The following is a 16,812-nucleotide window of genomic DNA, read 5'->3' as shown; positions in this document are numbered from 1 at the left end:
AGTGATCCTCCGGATTGGGGGTGACACACAGGACGATCGCTCGTCGGATCGCCCTATTTACGCTTCCGGCCAGGCTCGGTGCCCGCGACGGACGACCAGGGGTGTCTAGGTTCCCGGTCTCACCGTCCCGACCTGGCACTCACGAGTCGCGAGTGCCAAGTGCATTCTTAGCACTCGAGGGGGGTGAGTGCAACGTCGCGGGGAGGTCTCCGCCGACGGCGAACACCACCCGCCCGTCACCCCTGCGCCGCGTCTACCCCAGGCAGGTCTGGCCGGTCTTCAGATTCCACGCGAACGACAGCGGTCCGACGCAGTTGACGCCGCCCTGTTCGGCCGTCGCGCCCGAGCCCCAACCGGCGACCGCGAAGGTCGCGTAGCCGTCGTCGGCCCACGAGTGCGCGATGCCGCCGCCGATCGCCAGCGCAAGCGACTGACCGTTGCCGCGCGAGGCGCTGAGCGCGGTGCCGAAACCGGTCGCGAGGCTGTTCGACGAACCGAGGTCCTGCGCGACGGAGACCGCCGTGCCGCTGTCCATCGCGGCGGAGCGGGCCACGCCCTGCTCGAACGCCTGGGCGCCACAGCTCGCGTAGTCCGAGACCTGGATGTCGTTGGGCGTGCCCGGCGACAGGCATGCCACCGGCGCCGCCGCAGCCGTACCCGTGCCGATCATCGAAACACCCACTGCCACACCGATTCCCGCTGCAGCGATCACCGCAGCCCGGGTCATCCGGCGACCGAGATCGGAAATTGCACGCAGGCGGGAAACGGTCGACATCGAGACTCCTTCACGAACGGAAAAGGGAGCGCCGGGCAGGCTCCGGGAGTGCCGCCGGGCGTGCCCGAGACAGTACCCGTTCACGTCCCGGATGCCAGGGATTTCGATAGCGAACCGAAGTAGGTCGGCGCGTCACCCGAATTCGGTCAGCAGCGCCGGCAGATCGGCCACCGAATCGATCACATGGTCGGGCCGATCGACCGCCAGATCGAGGACCGGCTGCCGAAACTTCCCCGTCCGCACCAACACCCCCGCCATGCCCACCCGCTGCGCCGGCAGCACGTCGCCGCGGAAGTCGTCACCGACCATCACCGTCGCCGCCGGATCCGCACCCATCAGTTCCGCCGCGGTGAGGAAGCCCGTGAGCGACGGCTTGCCGACCGCCACGATCCGCGAGCCCGACGCCTCCTCCAGCCCCGGCAGATACGCGCCCGTGTCCAGCCGCAGGCCGTCGGACTCCGACCACATCAGCGCGCGATGCATCGCCACGACCGGCACGCCCGCGACCATGAAGTCCAGCACCCGACTGAGGGCCTCGTGCGTGAATTCGGCTCCGGCCCCGCCGAGGACGATCACCTCGGGATCGACGTCGTCGAACTCGACGCCTTCCATGTCGGCACGGATGTCGCCGTGATTGAGCAGCATCACGCGGGCACCCGGATAGGTCGACCGCAGGTACTCCGTCGTGAGCCGGACCGCGGTCACGATCTCGTCGGGCCGCACGTCGAACCCCGCGGTCGCGAGCTCGGACGCGATCTCGTCGCACGTCCTCGACGTGGTGTTCGTGAGGAAGGCACGAACACCTCCGCGGCGACGCAGCTCGTCGAGCGCCTCGACGGCACCGGGCACCGGTTGCCACGAGGTGACGAGCACACCGTCGATGTCGAACAGGACGCCCTCGACACGGCTCATGGATTCGAGGGTATCGGCCGAGCGCCGGGCCGCGCCGGGGATGCGAAATCCAGGCCCGTGAGTGACCTGCCGCACACACCGCCGGTGTCAGGGCCTAGGATCCACGGGTACGCGTGACCTCCTGTACCACCTAATTCGAACTGGAGAGCCGGACCGTGACGAACACCCTCGAAGCAACCATCGAGATCGCCGCCACCCCGCAGGACGTGTGGACGATCGTCTCCGACCTGAAGCGCATGGGCGAGTGGAGCCCGCAGTGCCGCAAGATGCGCGTCTCCGGCGAGGTCCGCGAGGGCACCAAGACGTTCAACCTCAACCGCAAGGGCTTCCTGGTGTGGCCCACCACCGCCAAGGTCATCCGGTTCGAGCCCAACAAGGCCATCGCGTTCCGGATCGCCGAGAACCGCACCATCTGGTCGTACACCCTCGAGGCCACCGAGACCGGCACCCGCGTCGTCGAGCGCCGCGAAGCCCCCACCGGCACGAGCCAGCTGTCGCAGTTCCTGATCAAGACCGTCCTCGGCGGCGCGGAGGCCTTCGAGGCCGACATGATCGTCGGCATGAACACCACGCTCGCGCGCATCAAGAGCGAGGCCGAGGCAATCGCCGTCGGGCCCCGCTAGCACATCGCGACCCACCGGTTCGCGGCACTCACGTAGCCTGTACCAGCACGTGCGGCGAACGCCGCATCACCCGAACAGGTAAGAGGAGCTCGTGGCACGTCGACCGACACCCCCTGGTACCCCCCAGCCCACCGGCGTCGGCCACGTCATCGGCCTCGTCAAGGCTGCCGTCCCGCCGCTGCACCCCGCCGGCCTGCCGTTCGTGCTCGCCCCGCTCGCGGTCGCAGCGGTGGGACGCAACCGCAAGTGGGTGCGCCGCGCCGGCCTCGCCTCCGCGGCAGCGTGCGCCACGTTCTTCCGTCACCCGCACCGAGTGCCGCCCAACCGGCCCGGTGTCGTCGTCGCCCCCGCCGACGGTGAGGTCGCGCTCGTCGACAGCGCGGTTCCGCCCGCCGAACTCGGCATGGGTGACCAGCCGCTGCCCCGCGTCAGCATCTTCCTGTCGGTGCTCGACGTCCACGTCCAGCGCACGCCCGTCGCCGGACTCGTGAAGAAGGTCGTCCACCAGCCCGGACAGTTCCTGTCCGCGGACCTGGCCGACGCCAGCGAGGTCAACGAGCGCAACAGCATGCTCCTCGAGACCGCCGACGGCCACGACGTCGCCGTCGTGCAGATCGCCGGCCTGCTCGCCCGCCGCATCGTGTGCGACGCCAAGGAAGGCGACAAGCTCACCATCGGCGACACGTACGGACTCATCCGTTTCGGTTCGCGGGTCGACACGTACTTCCCGGCCGGCACCGCGCTGCTCGTCGAGCGCGGCCAGCGCACCGTGGGCGCCGAGACCGTCCTCGCGCAACTGTCGTGAGACCGCCCCGCCCCAGCGGACGGAACGCGGTCCGATTACTGCCGAGCATGATCACGATTCTCGCGCTCTGCAGCGGATTGTCCGCGGTGAAGTTCGCGCTCGACGGCGAACTCGGCACCGCGCTCGCGATGATCGGGGCGGCCGCCGTCCTCGACTCGCTCGACGGACGCATCGCCCGGATGCTCGACGCCACCAGCAAGATCGGCGCCGAACTGGACTCGCTGGCCGACGCCATCTCCTTCGGCGTCGCCCCCGCCCTGGTGCTGTACGTGACACTGCTCGACGGCAACAACTTCGGCTGGATCATCGCGCTGCTGTACGCGGTGAGCATCGTGCTGCGCCTGGCACGGTTCAACACCCTGCTCGACGACGACACCGTGCCCGCGTACACGAAGGACTTCTTCGTCGGCGTCCCCGCACCGGCCGGTGCGCTGATCGCCCTCACCCCCCTCGCCGCCTACATCCAGTGGGGCGACGGCTGGTGGTCGTCGATCGGTGTCGTCACGGTGTGGACCCTGTTGTCGGCGGCCCTGATCGTCAGCCGCATCCCCACCCTGGCGATGAAGTCCGTATCGGTGCCGGGCCGCATGGCCGCCGGACTGCTCGCGCTCGTCGCCCTCGCCGCAGCCGCCCTGGTCACCTACCCGTACATGCTGCTGATGGTCCTCGTCGCCGTCTACCTCGTGCACATCCCCTTCGCGGTCCGGTCCAAGCGCTGGGTCGCCGCGCGCCCCGAAACCTGGGACATCAAGCCGTCCGAGCGCCGCGCCATCCGCCGCGCCCCCGGCGGCAACCGCCGCTCCGCCGCCCGCCTGGGCCTGCGCCGGCCGCGGTAGTCGCCTCCGCGTTTTGCGCACTTATCGGTCTCGGGCAGGCCCCGGGAAGACCGATAAGTGCGCAAAACGTCGGCCGTCAGTGCCGCCGACGTGCACGACGCAGGGCGCCGTCGACGAGGTCGACGACCGCGACCGGATCCACGAGCATCTCGGCGGTGACGAACACGATCTCCCATCCGGCCGCGCGCAGCCGGTTCTGACGGTCGCGATCCCGGGCGAGGGCGAACTTCTCACCGTGCCAGCGCCCGTCGTACTCGACGGCCACCCGCTCCTCCTCGAAGCCGAGATCGACACGCGCGACGAACCGCCCGTCGACGTGGATCTCCACCTGCGGAGTCGGTGTCAGACCGGCCAGACACAGGCGGACCCGCAACTCCGATTCCTTGGGCGACTCGGCGCGCGGGTCGGTGAGGGCCAGCGCCTCACGCGCTCGGACGACGCCGTGGTCGCGTCGGCCGTCCAGGTAGCGCTCCATGCCCGTGCGGGACGTCAGCCCGGCGCCCAGGATCCGGTCCGCGTCCGCCACCGCACGGACCAGCGCACCGGTCGCGAGGACGTCGAACGTCATCCGCTCGGGCCGGGCGATCGCGATGCGATCCCACGGTTCGTGGTCGGACGGATCGATGGCGACGCGGCGCACCTGCAGCCCCGGACGCCGGTTGACACGGTGCCCCGGCAGCGCGATCACCTCCACCGGGTCCCACGTCGAGGCGAGCGGCACGCCCCGCACGACCGCAGCGGACCGTCCGGTCAGCACCAGCGCCCCCTCCCCGGTGAGCGCGGCCGCCCGGCACCGGAGCTCGTGGCTGTCGCGGACGACGCTCGGGCAGTACACGCCGCGAAACAGCCGCCGCACGCGCGGGCCGCGAAGCTCCATCGCCGTCAGTGCCCCGTCGCGGACCGCGTCCACACCCAGGAACACCTCGGGCAGTTCCGGTCTCCTCATGTTCGGACACCCTGCCGGACCGACCGGGCCCGAATCCGTCCTCGCACCGACTTATCCACAACCGCCGTCCCGCGATTCGCGCACTTATCGGTGTTCCCGGGGCCCCGCCGGCACCGATAAGTGCGCAAATCGCGGGGAGGGAGGGGACGCGTCGGGCCGCACTAGGCTGGCAGACGTGACCTCCCCCGAACTGACGCTCACGGTCCGACTCAACACGTCCGCCGCGGACGCCCGACGCGGTGTGGTGCGACTGCACCCCGAGGCCCTCGCGGCGCTGGGGCTGCGGGAGTGGGACGCGATCGCCCTCGTCGGGGCCCGGCGCACGGCCGCGGTCGCGGGACGAGCACCGGCCGGAACACCCACCGGCACCGCGTTACTCGACGACGTCACGCTCTCCAACGTCGGGCTACGCGAGAACGCGACGGTGGTGGTCACCCCCGTCACGGTGTACGGCGCACGGACGGTCACCGTCAGCGGTTCCTCGATGGCGCAGCATTCCGTCTCCGACACCACACTGCGACAGGCGCTGCTCGGCAAGGTCCTCACCGTGGGTGACGCCGTGTCGCTGCTGCCGCGCGACCTGGGCCCCGGCACCAGCACCGCGTCGGCGACACAGGCGCTGTCGCGCACGTTCGCGGTGACGTGGACGTCGGAGCTGCTGACGGTCACCGGCGTCGACCCGTCGGGCGGACCGGTGAGCGTGCAACCGAATTCGGCGGTGAGCTGGGGCTCCGGGGTGCCGGACGCGACACCGGCGCCGGTCTCGGGCACGCCGACCGCGGCGCCGACCGTCACCGAACCGCGGACCGGCTCGACGGTCCCCGTCGAGGACCTGGTGGGCGCCCACGCCCAGGCCGCGAAGCTCACCGAGTGGCTGGGACTCGCACTCGACGAGCCCGAACTTCTCCACACCCTCGGCGCCTCACCGCACCTCGGGGTCCTCGTCACCGGACCGGCCGGGGTCGGCAAGTCGATGTTGGCCCGCTCGGTGCTGGCGTCGCGTCGGGTCGTGGAACTCGACGGTCCGGGAGCCGGTGCGGCCGAAGCGCAGTCGCGGCTCCAGCAGGTCACGGCGGCAGTCGACACCGTCCGGTCCGGTGGCGTGCTGCTCATCACCGACATCGATGCGCTGCTGCCCGCCGTGCGCGAACCGGTCTCGACGATGATCATCGACCAACTGCGCCGCGCCGTCGACACCGAGTCGGTCGCGTTCGTCGCCACCACCGCACACCCCGAGAGCCTCGACGACCGACTGCGCGGACCGGACCTGTGCGACCGCGAGCTGTCGCTGTCACTGCCCGACGGTGCCGGGCGCCGGCAACTGCTGGAACTGCTGCTCCGCAAGGTTCCCACCGCCGATCTCGATCTCACCGAGATAGCATCACGCACTCCAGGTTTCGTCGTCGCGGATCTGGCCGCCCTGTGTCGGGAGGCGGCACTGCGCGCGGCGTCGCGGGCGAGCAGCGCCAAGGCCGAGCCCCGGCTGACGCAGGACGACCTGGTGGGCGCCCTCGAGGTGATCCGGCCGCTGTCGCGCTCGGGCACCGAGGAACTCGCGATCGGCAGCGTCACCCTCGACGACGTCGGCGACATGGTCGAGACCAAGCAGGCCCTCACCGAGGCTGTGCTGTGGCCGCTGCAGCACCCGGATTCGTTCGCACGCCTGGGCGTCGACCCGCCGCGCGGCGTCCTGCTGTACGGGCCGCCCGGCTGCGGCAAGACGTATCTCGTTCGCGCCCTTGCCAGTTCGGGTCAACTCAGCGTTCACGCCGTCAAGGGCGCCGAGCTGATGGACAAGTGGGTGGGCTCGTCGGAGAAGGCGGTGCGCGAATTGTTCCAGCGCGCACGCGATTCGGCGCCGTCGCTGATCTTCCTCGACGAGGTGGACGCCCTCGCCCCACGCCGCGGGCAGAGTTCCGACTCGGGTGTCTCCGACCGGGTCGTGGCCGCGCTGCTCACCGAACTCGACGGCGTCGAACCGCTCCGCGACGTCGTGGTGCTCGGTGCCACCAACCGTCCCGACCTGATCGACCCCGCCCTGCTTCGCCCCGGCCGGCTCGAGCGGCTGGTGTTCGTGCCGCCGCCGGACGCGGACGCGCGCAAGGAGATTCTGCGGACGTCGGGCAAGTCGGTGCCGCTCGCGGACGATGTCGACCTGGACGCGCTGGCACAGGACCTCGACGGCTACTCGGCCGCCGACTGTGCGGCGCTACTGCGCGAGGCCGCCCTCGCGGCCATGCGACGCAGTGTCGATGCCGCCGACGTGACCGCCGACGACGTCGCGGCGGCGCGGGAGAAGGTGCGGCCGTCCCTGGACCCCGATCAGGTCGCGCACCTCAAGGCCTACGCGGAGAACCGGTGAGGGGCTAGCGTCGAGGCGTGGCCCCGACCGTCCGCGTGTGGGTGCCCGCCGTAGCCGCATGGTTCGCGGGCACCCTGGCCACGTTCGTGCTCGCAAACCCGCCCGAGTGGCGCGGGACGATCAACGTGACCGGCCGCCAGCTGGAGTGGTGGCTCGACGCCCTGCCCACCGGATCCGTGATCGGCGCGGCCCTCGCGGTACCGGCATACGTGGCCCTGCGACGCGCGCATTCGCTGCGGCCGGCCTGGGCCGCGGCCGTCGTAGCAGCGAGCATGCTGATCGCGGCCCGGATCGCGGTCCCGGGCGTACGCGGGTTGGTCGAGGTGACGACCCTGCACTACGCCAAGTGCGTAGCCGCTGGGCTGCTGCTCGGTGCGGCCGTCGCCGCAGTGTGGATGCGCCCCTTCGCACGATTCGTCCTCGCCACCGCGGTCGCCTCGACACTCGTCGTCGCACACACCGCGCACGCCACCAATGAACCCAGCGTGTCGACACTGGGTCCGCCGTTCTGGTGGTTGCTCATCCCGGCGCTCGTCCTCGCCGCGGTGTGCGTGGTGATCGATACGGCCCACATAACGACCGCCGGGACCGACCGGATCATGATCCAGGCGATCGCCGCCGCCACCACCCTCGCGTTCGCCCACCGAACGCTCGGGGCATGGATCGACGGTCAGACCACCAACTCCGAACTGCTGGTGTGGGTCTTCATCGGTGTCTGCCTCGTGCTGGTGACGGCCCTCACCGAATTCTGGGCACGACGCGTCGACAGCCCGTTCCTGCTCGCGGCGACCGCGGTGGCCGCGGCCGCCGCGCTGGTCACACCGCAGATTGCTCGACAGTTCACGCTCGAGCCGTGGCTGATGGTCTCGGTCGGCGTCGCAGCGGTGGCCGGCGGGTTGGCGGTCGCGGTGCGACGTTCGTCGCCCCCACTCGGGTTCGCGCTGCTCGCGCTGATCCCGCTCTCGACCGCGATCGATCCGGACGTCGGCGACGGCCGCGCCTGGCTCCTGGCACGACTTGCGGTTCTCGGACTCGGCATCGGCCTCGCCCTCGGCTCGACCCTGCCCGACGACGGTGCCCTCGCATCGCTCGGTCTCGCGGTGCCGCTCCTGTCGCTGGTGTTCACGTACGTCGCACAGTCCGACGGCGCGATCGCGATCTACAGCGGCACGCACGAACGGCCCCCGCACACCGAGGGCGGCCTGTTCGGAGCCGTCGAGCCCTACGCGCCCGTCAGCCACCTCGCCGGAGTCGCGCTCCTGATCGTCGTGCTCTACTGCGCCGTCGCGATCCGCAGGCTGCGCACCCGTCCCGCCTCCCGAGCGGAATGACGCCGCGCGTCAGTCCACGAGGCGGTCGCCGCCGGACCGGGTGGGCACCCGAAGGCCTGCACCGAGAACCGCTGAGCTGCAGGTAACGTCGGGCCGATGACCACGAACGCCCGCTTGTCGCTGACGGCCGTCGCCACCGCGTTCGCGGGAGTGCTGGGGACGTTCGTCCTCATCAGCCGCCCCCAGTGGGGACCGCTGTTCAGTGCGTCCGAGCGCCAGTTGGACGACTGGAACGCCGCCCTGCCGACCGGTGTCGCCGTCGGCTGCGTCGTCGCCGTACTCGCGTACGGGGCGCTCCAGCGCGCCGGTTCGGCTCGACCCCCGTGGATCACGGCGGTCGTGGCGACGGCTGTCCTGATCGCGGCGCGCCTGGCGGTGTCGGGCGTGAGCGATCTCGACCAGCTGACGGTGCTGTACTACACCAAGTGCGTGGCCGGCGGCGTCCTGCTGGGTGCCGTCGTGGCCGCGGCGTGGTCGCGGGCCCTCCCCCGGCTTGCCCTCACGATCGCCGTCGCCGCGACGTTCGTCGTCGCCCACACCGCGCACTCCGACTGGACACCGAGCACGTCGATGCTCGGCGAGCCGTTCTGGTGGGTGCTGGTTCCCGCGATCGTCCTCGCGGCCGTGTGCGCGGCGGTCGACACCGACACACCCGCACGCGCCGACGCCGGGACTGTGCGCGAGGCGATCGCGGCGGTGTCGACGCTCGCCGTCGGGCACCGCCTCCTCAGCGCGTGGATCGACGGCCAGAGCGGGTCACGGTTCCGGCTGTGGATCGTCGTCGGGCTGTGCCTCGTGCTGGTCGTCGCGCTCACCGAGTTCTGGGCGCGGCGCCTCGACTCGCCGTTCCTGCTCGCCGCCACCGCCGTCGCGGCGACCGCACCGATGGTCACGACGCTCCTCGCCGACGATCATCTCCGGCTGCAGCCCTGGCTGCCAGTAGCCGTCGGAGTCACGGCGGTGGCCGCGGGCGTCGCGATCGCGCTGCGCCGACCGTCGCCGCTGATCGGCCTATGCCTGCTCGCGGTGATCCCGCTGTGGACCGCCGTCGACCCGACGGCGACCGACAGCCGAGCGTGGTTCCTCGTCGAACTCGCGGTCCTCGGTGTCGGGATCGGACTCGCCCTCGGCTCGACCCTGCCCGACGGCGGAGCCGTCGCCGCGCTGGGCCTGGTCGTGCCGCTGCTGTCGCTGGTGTTCACGACGCTGGTGGGCGTCACGACCTCGTTCGTGGTCTACAGCGGAAGCTACGAGCCGCTGCCGGACGTCCCGTTCAACATGCCCAACGGGTTGTCCACGTCGGAGGCAATCGAGATTTTCGTCGACAGCGATCCGTGGCCGTCGAACGTCACTTTCGACCGCGGCGCCGGCGTCGCGCTGCTGCTGGTCGTGGTGTTCTGCGCGCTCGCGATTCGGGGACTCCGGGCGCGACTAGTCGACCAGGTCCAGTTCCCGGAGCCGCGCGAAGACGAGCCGTGAACCGGGCGCGGTCTCGGGCATCGCGGCGTACTCGGCCTCCGTGAACCAGCGGATCTCGGCGACCTCGCTGGTGGCCTGCGGCTCGTCGGCGAGGTCGGCGAGGAAGCACGTCATGTGCAGGCGGGTACCGGGCTGGTGCCCGAAGGCCTCCGCCTCGAACACACCCAACCGAATGAGCGTCCCGTCCACGATCCCCGCGTCGAGTTCCTCACGGACCTCCCGGTGCAGGGCCTGTTCCGGGGTCTCACCCGGGTCGATCTTGCCGCCGGCCATGTAGAAGGCGGTCTTGCCGGCGGATCTGGCCTGCAGCATGCGGCGGTCCCGGATATGCGCGAGAGCGGCGGTTCGGATCACGGTGGGGTTCTCGTCGGACACCTGTCGCAACATACCCCCGTCTGGGTTCGACCACCCATCTACCACGGTTTGTCCGCTTTGTACCGATTGAAACTTCGATTTGGACACTTAGTAAGATAGACCCCGTAGTCCCCTTCGCTAGCTAAGCGAACGGTCTACCCGACTCTCGGTTCTACCGATTCGTCACCCCGCCGCCCGACAACCCGACGGAGTGCCATTTGCTAGTCGTATTGATCGCCCACGCGATAGCCGCCGTTCTGGCTCCGCTCGTCGTGCGATCAATAGGACGCAACGCGTTCTTCCCGCTCGCGCTGGTACCGCTCGCGAGCCTCGGCTGGGTCATCGCGAACTGGGGCACCGAGCAGTCCCTGCACATCCAGTGGGCGCCCGGCCTGTCCATGGACATCGACATGCGGTTCGATTCGCTGGCCGCCATCATGTCGGTGCTGGTCCTGGGTGTCGGCGCACTGATCCTGGTCTACTGCGCGCGGTACTTCAAGGACGACGAACCCCGCCTCGGCATCTTCGCCGCGGAGATGGTCGCCTTCGCCGGCGCCATGTTCGGCCTCGTGACCAGCGACAACATGCTGATCCTCTACACGTTCTGGGAACTGACGACGGTCCTGTCGTTCCTGCTCGTCGGCCACTACGCCGAGCGCGCCACCAGTCGCCGCGCGGCGACCCAGGCGCTGCTGGTGACCACGGCGGGCGGACTGGCGATGCTGGTCGGCATCATCATGCTCGGCCAGCAGGTGGGCAGCTACAACCTGTCCGACGTGGTCGCGAACCCGGCGAGCGGCTGGCTTGCGAGCGTCGCGATCGTGCTGGTGCTGATCGGCGCGCTGTCGAAGTCGGCGATCGTGCCGCTGCACTTCTGGCTGCCCGGTGCGATGGCCGCACCCACCCCGGTCAGCGGGTACTTGCACGCGGCCGCGATGGTCAAGGCCGGCATCTACCTGGTGGCCCGCCTGGCCCCCGGCTACGCGGACTCGCCGCCGTGGCGGGTCACGATCATCACGCTCGGGCTGGCGTCGATGCTGCTCGCCGGCTGGCGCGCGCTCCGCTCGTTCGACCTCAAACTCGTGCTCGCGTTCGGCACCGTCAGCCAGCTCGGCTTCCTCATGGTGCTCGTCGGCGTCGGCTCCCGCGACGCCGCGCTGGCCGGCATGACGATGGTCGTCGCGCACGCGATGTTCAAGGCCGCACTGTTCATGGTGGTCGGCATCATCGACCACACCACCGGCACCCGCGACATCCGCAAGCTCGCCCGGCTCGGCCCCAGCGCGCCGTGGCTGGCGACGATCGCGGCGCTGGCGGCGGCGTCGATGGCCGGCCTGCCACCGTTCCTCGGCTTCGTCGGCAAGGAAGCCGCCCTCGAATCGATCCTCGACGCGAGCGTGCTCGAGCCGTGGGCAAGCACCACGATCGTGGTCGCGATGGTGCTCGGCTCGATCCTCACCGTCGCGTACAGCATCCGGTTCGTGTGGGGCGCGTTCGGTCGCAAGCGGCTGCGCAAGCCCAGCGCCGCGGTCGCGAACATGCACGCCCCGGGCGCCCTGTTCCTGGCGCCGCCCGCGCTGCTCGCGGTCGCGGGTCTGGCCGCCGGTCCGCTGTCGCCGCAGCTCGAGAAGCTGCTCACGCCGTACTCGACGACGCTGCCCGCCGGCCCGCACGCCGACTACCACCTCGCGCTGTGGCACGGCTTCAACCTGCCGCTGCTGCTGACGTGTGTCGTGATCGTGGTCGGTGCCCTGCTGTTCGTGGCGCACCGCTGGGCCGTCGCGCGGCTGCGGTTCCAGCATCCGCCGCTCGGCAACGCCGACCGCGTGTACGACGCCACCCTGCGTGGCATGGACACGCTGTCGATGCGTCTGACCGGTTTCACCCAGCGCGGTTCGCTGCCGCTGACGCAGTCGACGATCCTCGCGACGCTGGTGCTGCTGCCGGTGATCCTGCTGGCCCTGCGCACCGATGTGTGGGCGGACATCCGGCTGTGGGAATCGCCGCTGCAGCTCACCGTCGGCCTGATGATGATGGCGGCCGCGCTGGCCGCCACCGTGCTGCGCAACCGCCTGGCCGCGGTGATCCTCGTCGGGCTCAGCGGCTACGGCTGCGGCGTCATCTTCGCGCTGCACGGCGCCCCCGACCTCGCGCTCACCCAGTTCCTCGTCGAGACCCTCACCCTGGTGATCTTCGTGCTGGTGCTGCGCAAGCTGCCCGCCGAGGTGGACGAGCGGCAGGCCATCGGCTTCAAGCTGCCGCGCGCGATCCTCGCGGTGGGCGTCGGCGCCGCGGTCACCACCATCGCCGCGTACGCGATGAACGCCCGGAATTCGGTGCCGATCTACCACCAACTGCCCGACGCCGCGTACCTGCTCGGCAACGGCCGCAACGTGGTCAACGTGCTGCTCGTCGACATCCGCGCGTGGGACACCCTGGGCGAGATCTCGGTGCTGCTGGTCGCGGCAACCGGCGTCGCGAGCCTGGTGTTCCGGCACCGCCGGTTCGGTACCGCACCGCGGGTCGCCGACGCCCCGTCCATCGTGCTCGACGCCGCGTCGGCGAGCACGGAGACGACGTGGCTGCGCGGCGGCGACCTCATCGATCCGCGACACCGTTCGCTGGTGCTCGAGGTGACCACGCGCCTGATCTTCCCGACGATCATGGTGCTGTCGGTGTACTTCTTCTTCTCCGGCCACAACGCCCCCGGCGGCGGGTTCGCGGGCGGTCTGACCGCGGGCCTGGCGCTGGTGCTGCGTTATCTCGCCGGCGGCCGCTACGAACTCGGTGAGACCGTGCCCATCGACGCCGGCAAGATCCTCGGCCTGGGCCTCGCGCTCGCCGCCGGTACCGCGCTGACGTCGCTGTTCCTGGGCGCGCCGCCGCTGTCGTCGGCAGTGTTCGAGGTGACGCTGCCGCTGCTCGGCCACATCAAAATCGTCACCGCACTGTTCTTCGACCTGGGGGTGTACCTGATCGTGGTGGGTCTCGTGCTCGACGTGCTCCGCAGCCTCGGAGCCCGACTCGACGCACAGGTCGAGGTGAACGCCCGATGAGCGCCGACCTCGCCACCCTGATCGTCATCGGCGTGCTGACCGCCGCCGGTGTGTACCTGCTGATCGAACGCAGCATCATGCGGATGCTGCTGGGTCTGCTGCTGGTCGGCAACGCCGTCAACCTGCTGATCCTCACGGTCGGCGGACGCTCCGGCAACCCGCCGATCGTGGGTCGCGAGTCGGTGCACGAGGAGATGGCCGACCCGCTGGCGCAGGCGATGATCCTGACCGCGATCGTCATCACGATGGGCATCGCCGCGTTCGTGCTGGCCCTCGCCTACCGATCGTTCAAGATCAATACCGCGGACCGGGTCGAGGACGACCCCGAGGACACCAAGGTCTCCAAGCGGCGCACCCCGGCCGAGGCGCCGGACCGCGACCGCTCCGACGACCCGATCACCGGCGCGCCCAGCAAGAGCGGCGACGCCTTCGACTCGGAAGGCAACCCGATCCCCGTCGACCAGCTCGAGGATCCCGAGGACTACGAGTCGTTCGAGGACCTTCTCGAAGGGGACGGCGACGCCGAGACCGTGGACGCCGAGACGCCGGGAGGTCGGCGATGACGCTCTCCCCCGCACTCATCGGCACCCTCGCCCCACTGCCGGTCCTCATCCCGATGATCGCCGCGGCGGTCACGCTCATCCTCGGCCGCCGGCCCACCGCGCAGCGCTGGGTCACCCTGGCCGCGCTCACCGCGGTCACCGGCGTCTCGGCGATGCTGCTGTATCTCGCCGACCGGCACGGCACCACCGCGATCCAGGTGGGCGGCTGGGACACCCCGATCGGTATCACGCTGGTCGTGGACCGGTTGTCGGCGCTGATGCTGCTGGTGTCGTCGATCGTGCTGCTCGCCGTCATGATCTATTCGATCGGTCAGGGCATCCGGGACGGGCACGAACACCAGCCGGTGTCGATCTTCCTGCCCACGTACCTGGCGCTGACGGCCGGTGTGTGCAACGCGTTCCTCGCGGGCGACCTGTTCAATCTGTACGTCGGATTCGAGGTGCTGCTGGCCGCGAGTTTCGTGCTGCTGACGCTCGGTGCCAGCGCCGACCGCGTCCGGGCGGGCGTCTCGTACGTCATGGTGTCGATGGTGTCGTCGCTGATCTTCCTGTGCGGTATCGCGTTCGCGTACGCCGCGACGGGCACCCTCAACCTCGCGCAGATGGCGTTGCGGTTCGACGACATCCCCGCCGGCACCCGGATGGCGATCTTCGGTGTGCTGCTGGTGGCGTTCGGCATCAAGGCGGCGGTGTTCCCGCTGTCGACGTGGCTGCCCGACTCCTACCCCACCGCCCCGGCCCCGGTCACCGCGGTGTTCGCGGGCCTGCTCACCAAGGTCGGTGTGTACGCGATCATCCGCGCGCACACGCTGCTGTTCCCGCAGGGCGAGCTCGACAAGGTCCTGATGGTGTGCGGCCTGTTGACGATGATCGTCGGCATCCTCGGCGCCATCGCGCAGAGCGACATCAAACGTCTGCTCTCGTTCACCCTGGTCAGCCACATCGGTTACATGATCTTCGGTGTCGCGCTGTCCACCCAGTCGGGTCTGTCCGGGGCGGTGTACTACGTGGCGCACCACATCATCGTGCAGACCACGCTGTTCCTGGTGGTGGGTCTGATCGAACGACAGGCCGGGTCGTCGTCGCTGCGCCGCCTCGGCGGTCTCGCCGCCGCCAGCCCGGTGCTCGCGATCGTGTTCCTGGTGCCGGCGCTGAACCTCGGCGGCATCCCGCCGTTCTCCGGGTTCATCGGCAAGATCGCGCTGCTGCAGGCCGGTGTCGCGCACCCGAGTGTGCTGTCGTGGCTGCTGGTCGCCGGTGGCACGGTCACCAGCCTCCTGACGCTGTACGTCGTGGGCCGCGTGTGGACCAAGGCGTTCTGGCGGGCCCGCGCCGACGCCCCCGAGGGCGAGCTCGCCGACGTGAGCCCGTCGGCACTGATCGACGAGTCCGAGGAGGACATCGCGTTCGTCGACCGCGAGGACGTGGGCCGGATGCCGGTGTTCATGCTGGTGCCGACGATCGGACTGGTCTGCGTCGGTCTGGCGCTGACGCTCTTCGCCGGCCCGATGATCGGGATCAGTGACCGCGCGGCGCAGGACCTGCAGAATCGGGATGTCTACATCACCGCCGTACTGGGCGAGGGAGGTGACCGATGACCCGCGAACGCGTACTCCGCGTCGGCGTCCTCGCGTGGCTGACGGTGGTGTGGATCCTGCTGTGGGGCACGTTCAGCATCGCGAACGTGCTCGGCGGGCTCGTGGTGGGGCTGCTGATCATGTGGCTGCTGCCGCTTCCCCGGGTACCCGTCGAGGGCCGGGTGCATCTGCTGTCGATGATCAAGCTGGTCTGGATGATCATCTTCTATGCCGCGCAGTCGAGCGCGCAGGTGGCATGGCTGGCGATCCGGCCGGGGCCGCCGCCGGTGACCGGCGTGCTGCGCTGCAAGCTCGGCATCAAGTCCGACCTGGTGCTGACGCTGTGCGTCGACGTGCTCAACCTGATCCCCGGCACGATGGTGCTCGAGGTGGACCAGGCCCGGCGCGCGGTGTACGTGCACGTGCTCGACGTCGGCACCACCAAGGCCGTCGACCAGTTCTACCGATCGGTGCGGGAGCTCGAGCGGTTGTTCATCGCGTCGTTCGAGCGTGATTCGGAATGGCAGCCGGCTCCGTGGCACCTGCGGGACTACGAGTACCACGAAGAGGGCAGGGAGGATCGAGCATGACAGCCGTGATGATCATCGCCGGAGTGATGCTGGTGGTGGCGGCGTTGCTCACCACCTACCGACTGCTCGCCGGGCCCGGCAGCCTCGACCGCCTGGTCGCGATGGACACCCTCATCGCCACCGCGATCTGCGGGCTGTCGGTGTGGGCGGCCTACAGCGGCGACACCACGATCGTGCCCGCCATCGTCGCGCTCGCCCTGGTCGGCTTCGTCGGCTCGGTCAGCGTGGCCCGATTCCGGGTGAGTGACGACTCGTGAACACCTTCCTCGACGTCCTCGCGGCGATCTGCATCCTCACCGGATCGTTCCTGGCGCTCACCGCCGCGATCGGCATCGTCCGATTCCCCGACACCCTCTCCCGCATGCACGCGGCCACCAAACCGCAGGTCGTCGGCCTGGTGCTGGTGCTCGTCGGCGCGGTGATCCGGCTGCACGGCAACGTCGACATCTGGATGCTCGTGCTCATCGGCCTGTTCACGCTGCTGACGGCCCCGGTGATCGCGCACAGTGTCGGCCGTGTCGCCTACCGCGAACAGCGCGGGCGCGACGGGCTGCTGATCAACCGCGACGAGGATCCGGGCACCTTCCGCTAGCTCGCGTTTTG

General features: G+C 70.1%; 16 protein-coding genes. 12 read left to right on the top strand and 4 right to left on the bottom strand.

Annotation, left to right across the window (positions count from 1 at the left end; translation table 11 throughout):
- Nucleotides 1-253 precede the first annotated feature (253 nt).
- The gene (locus DEU38_RS02730) at nt 254-775 is read right to left on the bottom strand and encodes a DUF6764 family protein (RefSeq protein WP_114718615.1); all 522 of its coding nucleotides are present in this window, start codon (nt 773-775) and stop codon (nt 254-256) included.
- A 132-nt stretch (nt 776-907) separates the two neighbouring features.
- Nucleotides 908-1,687 (bottom strand): HAD-IIA family hydrolase, encoded by a 780-nt coding sequence (locus DEU38_RS02725; protein WP_114718614.1) that lies wholly within the window; start codon nt 1,685-1,687, stop codon nt 908-910.
- A 155-nt stretch (nt 1,688-1,842) separates the two neighbouring features.
- Here DEU38_RS02725 and DEU38_RS02720 point away from each other — a divergent pair, with 155 nt between their 5' ends.
- The 3 genes from DEU38_RS02720 (at nt 1,843) to DEU38_RS02710 (ending at nt 3,951) form a co-directional block, all read left to right on the top strand.
- Complete coding sequence (locus DEU38_RS02720) at nt 1,843-2,310, top strand: SRPBCC family protein (RefSeq protein ID WP_114718613.1); 468 nt, start codon at nt 1,843-1,845, stop codon at nt 2,308-2,310.
- A 91-nt stretch (nt 2,311-2,401) separates the two neighbouring features.
- Entirely contained in the window at nt 2,402-3,115 is a 714-nt protein-coding gene (locus DEU38_RS02715; RefSeq protein WP_114718612.1) for a phosphatidylserine decarboxylase, read from the top strand.
- 47 nt (nt 3,116-3,162) lie between these two features.
- Nucleotides 3,163-3,951: a phosphatidylcholine/phosphatidylserine synthase gene (locus DEU38_RS02710; protein WP_114718611.1), complete on the top strand. Its 789-nt coding sequence runs from the start codon at nt 3,163-3,165 to the stop codon at nt 3,949-3,951.
- Nucleotides 3,952-4,027: 76 nt separating this feature from the next.
- On the opposite strand, the gene DEU38_RS02705 is transcribed toward DEU38_RS02710, so the two are convergent.
- Nucleotides 4,028-4,897 (bottom strand): endonuclease domain-containing protein, encoded by an 870-nt coding sequence (locus tag DEU38_RS02705; RefSeq protein WP_114718610.1) that lies wholly within the window; start codon nt 4,895-4,897, stop codon nt 4,028-4,030.
- A 175-nt stretch (nt 4,898-5,072) separates the two neighbouring features.
- Here DEU38_RS02705 and DEU38_RS02700 point away from each other — a divergent pair, with 175 nt between their 5' ends.
- The 3 genes from DEU38_RS02700 (at nt 5,073) to DEU38_RS02690 (ending at nt 10,069) form a co-directional block, all read left to right on the top strand.
- Nucleotides 5,073-7,259: an AAA family ATPase gene (locus tag DEU38_RS02700; protein WP_114718609.1), complete on the top strand. Its 2,187-nt coding sequence runs from the start codon at nt 5,073-5,075 to the stop codon at nt 7,257-7,259.
- A 17-nt stretch (nt 7,260-7,276) separates the two neighbouring features.
- Nucleotides 7,277-8,590 carry a hypothetical protein gene (locus DEU38_RS02695; RefSeq protein WP_114718608.1) on the top strand — a complete coding sequence of 438 codons (1,314 nt, stop codon included), beginning with the start codon at nt 7,277-7,279 and terminating at the stop codon, nt 8,588-8,590.
- Nucleotides 8,591-8,686: 96 nt separating this feature from the next.
- On the top strand, nt 8,687-10,069 hold the full coding sequence (locus DEU38_RS02690) for a hypothetical protein (protein WP_114718607.1): 1,383 nt from the start codon (nt 8,687-8,689) through the stop codon (nt 10,067-10,069).
- Here the strand turns inward: DEU38_RS02690 and DEU38_RS02685 are convergent.
- Entirely contained in the window at nt 10,022-10,456 is a 435-nt protein-coding gene (locus tag DEU38_RS02685; protein ID WP_181818655.1) for an NUDIX domain-containing protein, read from the bottom strand. The genes DEU38_RS02690 and DEU38_RS02685 overlap by 48 nt on opposite strands.
- Before the next feature lie 185 nt (nt 10,457-10,641).
- Between DEU38_RS02685 and DEU38_RS02680 the strand changes: the two genes are divergently transcribed.
- From DEU38_RS02680 to mnhG, 6 genes are read left to right on the top strand one after another with little or no spacing between them, the layout of a single operon-like run.
- Nucleotides 10,642-13,479 carry a Na+/H+ antiporter subunit A gene (locus DEU38_RS02680; protein ID WP_114718606.1) on the top strand — a complete coding sequence of 946 codons (2,838 nt, stop codon included), beginning with the start codon at nt 10,642-10,644 and terminating at the stop codon, nt 13,477-13,479.
- Nucleotides 13,476-14,042, top strand: coding sequence for a Na(+)/H(+) antiporter subunit C (locus DEU38_RS02675; RefSeq protein ID WP_114718605.1), 567 nt, complete (start codon nt 13,476-13,478; stop codon nt 14,040-14,042). The genes DEU38_RS02680 and DEU38_RS02675 overlap by 4 nt, the downstream gene beginning before the upstream one ends.
- On the top strand, nt 14,039-15,640 hold the full coding sequence (locus DEU38_RS02670) for a Na+/H+ antiporter subunit D (RefSeq protein WP_114718604.1): 1,602 nt from the start codon (nt 14,039-14,041) through the stop codon (nt 15,638-15,640). The genes DEU38_RS02675 and DEU38_RS02670 overlap by 4 nt, the downstream gene beginning before the upstream one ends.
- Nucleotides 15,637-16,209, top strand: coding sequence for a Na+/H+ antiporter subunit E (locus DEU38_RS02665; RefSeq protein WP_114718603.1), 573 nt, complete (start codon nt 15,637-15,639; stop codon nt 16,207-16,209). Before DEU38_RS02670 ends, DEU38_RS02665 begins: the two co-directional genes overlap by 4 nt.
- The gene (locus DEU38_RS02660) at nt 16,206-16,466 is read left to right on the top strand and encodes a monovalent cation/H+ antiporter complex subunit F (RefSeq protein WP_114718602.1); all 261 of its coding nucleotides are present in this window, start codon (nt 16,206-16,208) and stop codon (nt 16,464-16,466) included. The genes DEU38_RS02665 and DEU38_RS02660 overlap by 4 nt, the downstream gene beginning before the upstream one ends.
- Complete coding sequence (gene mnhG / locus DEU38_RS02655; RefSeq protein ID WP_114718601.1) at nt 16,463-16,801, top strand: monovalent cation/H(+) antiporter subunit G; 339 nt, start codon at nt 16,463-16,465, stop codon at nt 16,799-16,801. Before DEU38_RS02660 ends, mnhG begins: the two co-directional genes overlap by 4 nt.
- The last annotated feature ends 11 nt before the right edge of the window (nt 16,802-16,812 follow it).

This window comes from Rhodococcus sp. AG1013 (assembly GCF_003350365.1).
Taxonomy (GTDB): Bacteria; Actinomycetota; Actinomycetes; order Mycobacteriales; family Mycobacteriaceae; genus Prescottella.
Note: the sequence above shows the minus strand (reverse complement) of the source record. Positions and strands in the feature narration are given on the sequence as shown.

Bases quoted from the DNA above. Each gene is read 5' to 3' on its own strand.
- DEU38_RS02685 (WP_181818655.1), bottom strand. From the start codon at position 10,456: ATGTTGCGACAGGTGTCCGACGAGAACCCCACCGTGATCCGAACCGCC.
- DEU38_RS02705 (WP_114718610.1), bottom strand. From the start codon at position 4,897: ATGAGGAGACCGGAACTGCCCGAGGTGTTCCTGGGTGTGGACGCGGTC.
- DEU38_RS02725 (WP_114718614.1), bottom strand. From the start codon at position 1,687: ATGAGCCGTGTCGAGGGCGTCCTGTTCGACATCGACGGTGTGCTCGTC.
- DEU38_RS02675 (WP_114718605.1), top strand. From the start codon at position 13,476: ATGAGCGCCGACCTCGCCACCCTGATCGTCATCGGCGTGCTGACCGCC.
- DEU38_RS02670 (WP_114718604.1), top strand. From the start codon at position 14,039: ATGACGCTCTCCCCCGCACTCATCGGCACCCTCGCCCCACTGCCGGTC.
- DEU38_RS02660 (WP_114718602.1), top strand. From the start codon at position 16,206: ATGACAGCCGTGATGATCATCGCCGGAGTGATGCTGGTGGTGGCGGCG.
- DEU38_RS02710 (WP_114718611.1), top strand. From the start codon at position 3,163: ATGATCACGATTCTCGCGCTCTGCAGCGGATTGTCCGCGGTGAAGTTC.
- DEU38_RS02665 (WP_114718603.1), top strand. From the start codon at position 15,637: ATGACCCGCGAACGCGTACTCCGCGTCGGCGTCCTCGCGTGGCTGACG.
- DEU38_RS02730 (WP_114718615.1), bottom strand. From the start codon at position 775: ATGTCGACCGTTTCCCGCCTGCGTGCAATTTCCGATCTCGGTCGCCGG.
- DEU38_RS02690 (WP_114718607.1), top strand. From the start codon at position 8,687: ATGACCACGAACGCCCGCTTGTCGCTGACGGCCGTCGCCACCGCGTTC.